The organism is Mycoplasma imitans ATCC 51306 (assembly GCF_000518305.1).
GTDB lineage: Bacteria > Bacillota_I > Bacilli_A > Mycoplasmatales > Mycoplasmoidaceae > Mycoplasmoides > Mycoplasmoides imitans.
In genome coordinates this window covers 1-6,806 of sequence record NZ_JADI01000022.1, presented here as the reverse complement: position 1 = coordinate 6,806, position 6,806 = coordinate 1, and the positions used below count along the sequence as shown (strand labels likewise).

At 30.8% G+C, this 6,806-nt stretch carries 3 protein-coding genes and 1 pseudogene; 1 reads left to right on the top strand and 3 read right to left on the bottom strand.

The annotated features are described in order from the left end of the window. Positions 1-284: pseudogene (locus P690_RS0102510) on the top strand (IS256 family transposase); the annotation flags it as partial. A 280-nt stretch (positions 285-564) separates the two neighbouring features. Here P690_RS0102510 and P690_RS0102505 read toward each other — a convergent pair. From P690_RS0102505 to P690_RS0102495, 3 genes are all read right to left on the bottom strand, one after another. After that, the gene (locus tag P690_RS0102505; RefSeq protein WP_027122211.1) at positions 565-2,541 is read right to left on the bottom strand and encodes an FIVAR domain-containing protein; all 1,977 of its coding nucleotides are present in this window, start codon (positions 2,539-2,541) and stop codon (positions 565-567) included. A 299-nt stretch (positions 2,542-2,840) separates the two neighbouring features. Continuing rightward, positions 2,841-4,775, bottom strand: a complete 1,935-nt coding sequence (locus P690_RS0102500) for an FIVAR domain-containing protein (RefSeq protein ID WP_027122210.1) — start codon at positions 4,773-4,775, stop codon at positions 2,841-2,843. A gap of 277 nt (positions 4,776-5,052) precedes the next feature. Beyond that, a partial coding sequence (locus P690_RS0102495) for an FIVAR domain-containing protein (RefSeq protein WP_027122209.1) occupies positions 5,053-6,806 on the bottom strand: 1,754 nt, incomplete at its 5' end.

Below are 6,806 nucleotides of genomic sequence, written 5' to 3'. Positions count from 1 at the left end.
GAGCGATGGACAACATAGAAAAACTCTTTACTTTTTCTAAAGCTTTACGGACATTAGTTTATACTAGCAACATAGTTGAAAACTATAATTCAGTAATTGGTAGTTTCCTAGCTGCTAAAAAGTCTTTTAATAACATAAACCAACTGTTATTAGACCTTTATGTACATTTTGGTTACAACCCAAGGTACAAAAAACTAAATCAGAAAAGTAATAGACTGAGAAATTGATATAGAATATATGAAGAGTTAATGGATGTATTTCCGAACTTACTTAAGAAAAACTAAAAGTTCGAAAAAATCCAGATACACAAAATTAGCTTCGTTCCTTCTTCTTCTTCTAGAAATAAAAGCTTTTAAAGGTTTTTAGCATTCATTCAGAAAATTAAAATAATTACAAACGTTTATTTAAATAAAAAAACATGAGAGTAGATTTTTATCTAAATCTCATGTTTACGCTTATAACGATTTGATATAAATTGAATTAACTAACTTAGCGACTTAATCGAATATATAACTATTTGTTTATTTCATATTGTATTTATAAGCTGTTTGCTAAACAGATTGACTATTTTTTAGAATCAGTTTCTGTCGTTGTGTTTTTTAAAGTAAATGTTAGGTTTCCAATATATGGAGCATTGGTATTATCTTCAGTTCCACCAGCAATAATAATTTTGTTTAAGCCTTTATTTAATTTTATTGTATTTGTTGCATTTTTCTCTGCGCCACTAGAAGATCCAGTTTGTTGTATATCAACACCTTTAGCAGTGTCAAAATTACCTAATGTAGTTCAATTTCCTTTACCTTTAACGGTAAATGTTAATGAATTAGAAGAAGTCTCGCTTGTTGTAGTAGTAAATTTTAATCCTCTGTTATTTGATGTAAGGTATGAACCTTTAATGTGATATTCACCTTTCTCTGGAGCATTCACGTAGATTGTAAGAGTTCTTTCATCTAGTGCAGCTGAAGGATTTTTAATTCCAACAGAAACTGAACGACTAACTTCTCTTTCCCCTCCACCACCAATGAATCCAACTAAATAAGTTGGAGTGTTTTCTTTCGCATTATTTGAATTTATGAATTGATAAAAATATGTTGAGTGATCAGCTGCAAGACTATAACCCTTTAACAGATCTACTGTTACAGATTTTTCAGCACCATCTTGATCATTTAATGTATTTCCAAAAATATCATCATAAATTTTGTTTTTGTTAATTTCTGAAATAGATGAAGTTAAATACATGTTTCCGATCATTGGTGACACTTTACTTGTTGGAACACTAAACTCAATTGTGTTTTGACCGAAAAGTAAATTAGATAAAGTGATCTTTGCTACATTAATATCGCTAACTGTGGGCGTAGGATTAATTTCATTTGTTTGCGTATCATTAGAAGCAACTAATGTTCTTGTTGAAGAAGAACTTTCAGCTGTGTTTGTACTTGAAGCATCAGAATTTGCTTCTGTTCGTGATTCAGTACCTGATACAGAACCAGATGTAGCTGCAATTTTAAACTCAACTTGTTGATTTTCTCCCCCATTTAACTTATATTGAAGACCAAAATTATTTTCAGTTTTAACTAACTTATAAGGAAAATATAAATATGCTGTTGACGGTCCATAGTTATCAAAAGTAAAAGTATATTTAGCACCTTCTTGAGACAAACTATAGATTCATGATACATCTGTTAAATTATCTTGATTTTCTAGCGCTACATAAATATTTGTTCTATTGTTTTCTGGTTTTCAAATAATTCTTTTAGCAAAATTATAATTAATATCATTTATATTTTGATTGTATCCTACAAAACTATAATTTACAGGTTGTTGCGATTTCGTATTATTTGTTAATTGTTGTTTATCTAACGTTTTCTTTAAAAAACTATTAGATAACGTATCTGCATTTTCCTTTCTTTTGACAAGTTGTTCAATTGCATTTGCGATATCATCATTAGCAGATTTTACAGTAGCAACTTTAGGAATTATTCCAGAATTAGGATTTAGCGTATCTACTATAATTTCGTTAGCATTGTTGTACAAAGTAGTAAGATTAGCTTTTATAGTAGCGTAATTTGGATTAGATAAAGTTGCTAAATTATCACTTTTTGATTTAACAGCTTCTTTTAAATTCGCATAAGCACTAACTAAATCAGGATTAGCATTATCAAAATCTGTCTTAGCTTTAGCAGCTGCATCGATTTCGGCTTTTAAAGCAGTTGTAGCATTTTCTACCTCTGTTAGTGTTGCATTGCTTTTACTTGAAACTGCTTGAGCAGTTGCGTATGCATCATTTAGAGTATTTTGAATTTTTGCATAATCTGTATATAATGCAACTTTTGCAGATTTAGTAGCAAGAGATGTGTTTAACATCATTTTAGCTTCTGCTAATTTTTCAGCATCTGTTTTTTGACCTGGTGGTGTTTGATCTCCATCTCCTGGTTTTCCAGGATTTGGGTTAGCAGCTTGACCACAGCTTGCAACTGCTAAACTAACAAATGAACCAACACTTAATAAACTAATAAACTTTAATATATTTTTACTTTTCACTTAAAGTTAAACTTATGAATTTACTTAAAACGATAAATTCTTACTAAAAAAATATATAAAGTTCAATAAATAATAAATCGGAATTATTGTCGCGTAAAAAGTGTTTGTTTTACTTCAAAAACGAATAAGAGCTTCTTCTTCTTCTTCTTCTTCTTCTTCTTCTTCTTCTTCTTCTTCTAGAAATAAAGGGTTTTAATGATTTTTATACGATGAATCAAAAATAAAAACACCAGAATCACGATGACTCTGATGTAGGTAGATTATTTCTTAATGCCTAACTAACTTAGCGTTTTTTTAAATTATTCTTGAGTAGATTTTAAAGTGAATGTTAGGTTTCCAATATTAGGTGATTGCGTTTTATTTTCCATTGTTGTGTTAGATGATACTACAACTTTATTCAAACCTTTAGTCAATGTTAAAGTTTTCTTATCTGCAGGTTCTGTAGTAACTCTAGTTGGGTTTCCAGGAACAGCAGAAGTATCAAAAGTAATAATAGTATTGTTATTATCTGTTCGTAAACTTTTAATTTTTACTTGATTTTGTTCATCATTAGATGTATCTTTAGATATGATTAAATCTCTAAATACATTCTTAGCAGCAGTAGATACTGTTCCTTTTACAAAGTATTCACCAGCTTCAGGAGCATTTACATAAATAGTCACAGTTCTCTTAGTAGAATCTGTTTGTTTAGGAAGTGTTTGTTTGTTTTCGTTATTAGATTCAGTTACTTCACGCACATTAGTACCACCAGCATATCCTACTAGATATATTTTCTTATCACCAAGCGCTTGATTGTCTAACTTAACATCATTTCCGGTGTATTCACCAATGTAAGTAGAAACATCAGTTGCAAGACTGTAACCTGTTAAGAAGTTAACAGTGATTGAATTTTTATTATCCGTAGCTACTTCATTACCAAAAATGCTGTTTTCAATTAATTGTTTGTTAACTTCATTGTCTGATGTAGTTAAGTACATATTACCAATCATTGGAGCTACTTTATCACTTGGAGCAGTAAATACTAATTTGTTAGAACCGTATTTTAAACCTGATAAAGCAACTTTAGCTACATTAATATCACTAACTGTAGGAGTTTTACCATTATCAGTATCAGCTGTTCCAAACGAAAGAACTACAGGAGTCGTATTTTCATTTAGTTTATATTGTAATCCTACAGTTTCATTATCTGTAGTTTTAACTAACTTATAAGGGAAGTATAAGAAAGCATTAGTTGGGCCAAAGTAATCAAATGTTAGTGTGTATTTTGTATTAGTACCAGTTAAACTGTAAATTCATGATACATCAGTTAGTGGAGCAGCAGGTAATTGACTTTCAGTAGTAGATGCTGTTTCAATTTGCATATTACCAGTTGAATTTCATACTGTTCTTGTAGCAAAATTTCAGTTTGGTAGATCTGGGGCCGATTGACCAGAAGTAGCGCTTTCTTCAGGCTTCGAGTGACCAGAAGTTAAATCAACGCTGTAACCTACATAACTATAATTATAAGGTTGAGATTGCATAGAATCAGTTCCTGTTACACCTGTTTTAGTTAATGCCATTTTTATAAATTTATTAAATAATGTAGCAGCATTCTTTCGTTGTTCAGGAAGCGCATTAAGAGCAGATGTTAAATCGTTATTAGCTTTTTTAACATCATCTAAATTAAGCATTCCACCATCAGCAGGAGTTAACGTTTTAGTCGCAAGATCTTGTCCTGCTTTATATAAAGCAGTTAAATGACTATTAATAGAACTAAATTGTTCACCTGATAAATCTTCTAATGTTTTAGTTTGTGTATCTAATGTTGTTTTTAAATTGTTGTATGCAGTAACTAAATCACCATGCATACTATCAAAATCCGTCTTAGCTTTAGCAGCTGCATCGATTGCGGCTTTTAAAGCAGTTGTAGCATTTTCTACCTCTGTTAGTGTTGCATTGCTTTTACTTGAAACTGCTTCAGCAGTTGCGTATGCATCATTTAGAGTATTTTGAATTTTTGCATAATTAGCATATAATTCAACATTTGCAGATTTAGTAGAAAGAGATGTATTTAACGTCATTTTAGCTTCTGCTAATTTTTGTTCATCTGTATTATCACCAGGTGGTGTTTGGCCTCCATTTCCAGGGTTTATTGGGTTTTGTGTAGCAGCCTGACCACAACTAGCAACAGCTAAACTAACAAATGAACCAACACCTAATAAACTAATAAACTTTAATATGTTTTTTCTTTTCACTAAAGTTAAAATTCGAACTTGTGAAGTAACACAAATTCTTAACTAAAAAAATATATAAAGTTCAATAAATAATAAATCGCCATAATTTTCGCCTAAAAAGTGTTCGTTTTACCTCAAAACGGATAAGAGCTTCTTCTTCTTCTTCTTCTTCTTCTTCTTCTTCTAGAAATAAAGGGTTTTGGCGTCTTTTTTTCTTTAAACCAAAATAAAAACACCAGCAACTATCGTTACTGATGTTCTATTTAATAATTTTATTTAACTAACTTAGCGTATCATCCTATTCTTCTTGCTTTTCTGAAGCAGGCATTAATGTGAATGTTAAGTTACCTATGTTAGGAGCGTTTCCGCCATCAGCTGTTCCACCAGTAACAACAATTTTGTTTAGACCTTTTTTTAAGACAATTGTTGGGTTTGTTATTTGTACTTCGCTTGTAGTTTTGCTTGTATCAAAAGTTTTTAGAGTGCTACTTGAACCAGAATTTAAATTAACCAATTGAACAAAATTATTATTTTCATCATTAGTTCATAATTTAATTGTTCTATTGTGTGCTGTTACATAAACACCACTAACATGGTAGCTACCATCTTTTGGAGCATTTACATAAACAATAAGATTTCTATCCTTACCACTATTTGATGGCGTCATTACACTTGTGCCACTACCACTAAATTTTCTTGTTCCGTTTCCACCGATAAATCCTACTAGATATCTGTTTTGTGGATCCTTACCGTCTAATTCGGCATTATCGTATTGAGCAAAAAATGTTGAATAATCTGACGCAAGATTATAACCTTTTAATAAGTTTACTGTAATAGCATCATTAATATTTGTGTTTCCAAAAATTGAATCGTTAATTTTATCAACGTTGGCATCTGATGAAGTTATATAGAAATTACCAAACATTGGCGCTACTTTAGCATCAGGAACTGTAAAGTCTATTTGATTATCACCAAATTTTAAATCAGTTAACATAACTTTGGCTACATTAATTGCATTAACAGCAGGTGCTGGGTTAGTTGTCTTTTCAGAAGATGTAGTTGCAGTTTCTGAAGAAGTTGTTGTTTTCATAGTTGATGTTTCTGCAGTATCATGATTTGATTCATCTGCATTTTCTAAATGGTTCATAGGAGCAGAAAATTCAACAGCTTTTGCTTGCGCACTATTTAGTGAATAATCTAATCCAATCATATTGCTTCGTGATGATTGAACTAATTTATAAGGGAAGTATAAAAATGCTGAAGAAGGTCCGTAATAAGTAAATTTTAAAGTATATTTAGAACCTTTTGGTAAACTATAAATTCAAGATACATCAGTTAAAGGTGGTATGTTCATATCACCATTTTGATTTTCAACTACAGCGCCACCGATTGTAAAGATATTTCTCTTTGTATAATTTCAAGTTGGTGCACTATCATCAGATGCTCCTGAAACATCAACACTATATCCAACAAAACTATAGTTAGCAGGTTGTTCATTATTCATTGCTGTAGAAGATTGAGTTTCTTGGCTCATTTCAGGCTCAGGTAAAACAATACCACTTTTCTCTAAAACTTGTTTACCAAATGTACTTTCATACATATCAGCATTAGTTTTTCAAGCATTTAATGAAGTATCACTTATAGCTTCAATTATTTTGTTATTAACAGTTGTTACAGTATCAACTTTTAGCGCATCAGCACTTGCAGGTTGTAACGTGTTAGTGATAATTTCTTTAGCAGCACTATATAAATCACCTACGTGTTTTTTAATACTGCTGTATGCATCGCTATTTAATGTTTCTAGAACTTTAGCTTCACCTTCTAATGTAGTTTTTAACACACCATAAGCTTCAACCAGTTTTGAATTTACTTTATCAAATTCAGTTTTATCACTAGCAGCTTTATCAATAGCATTTTGTAATGCTGTTGTAGCATCTTGAATATTCATTAAGGTTGCATCATTTTTATTTGAAACACCTTCAGCTGTTGTATATGCTGTTGTTAAACTAGACTGAATCTTTGCGTAGTCTTGATATTTTGCTACATTTTGAG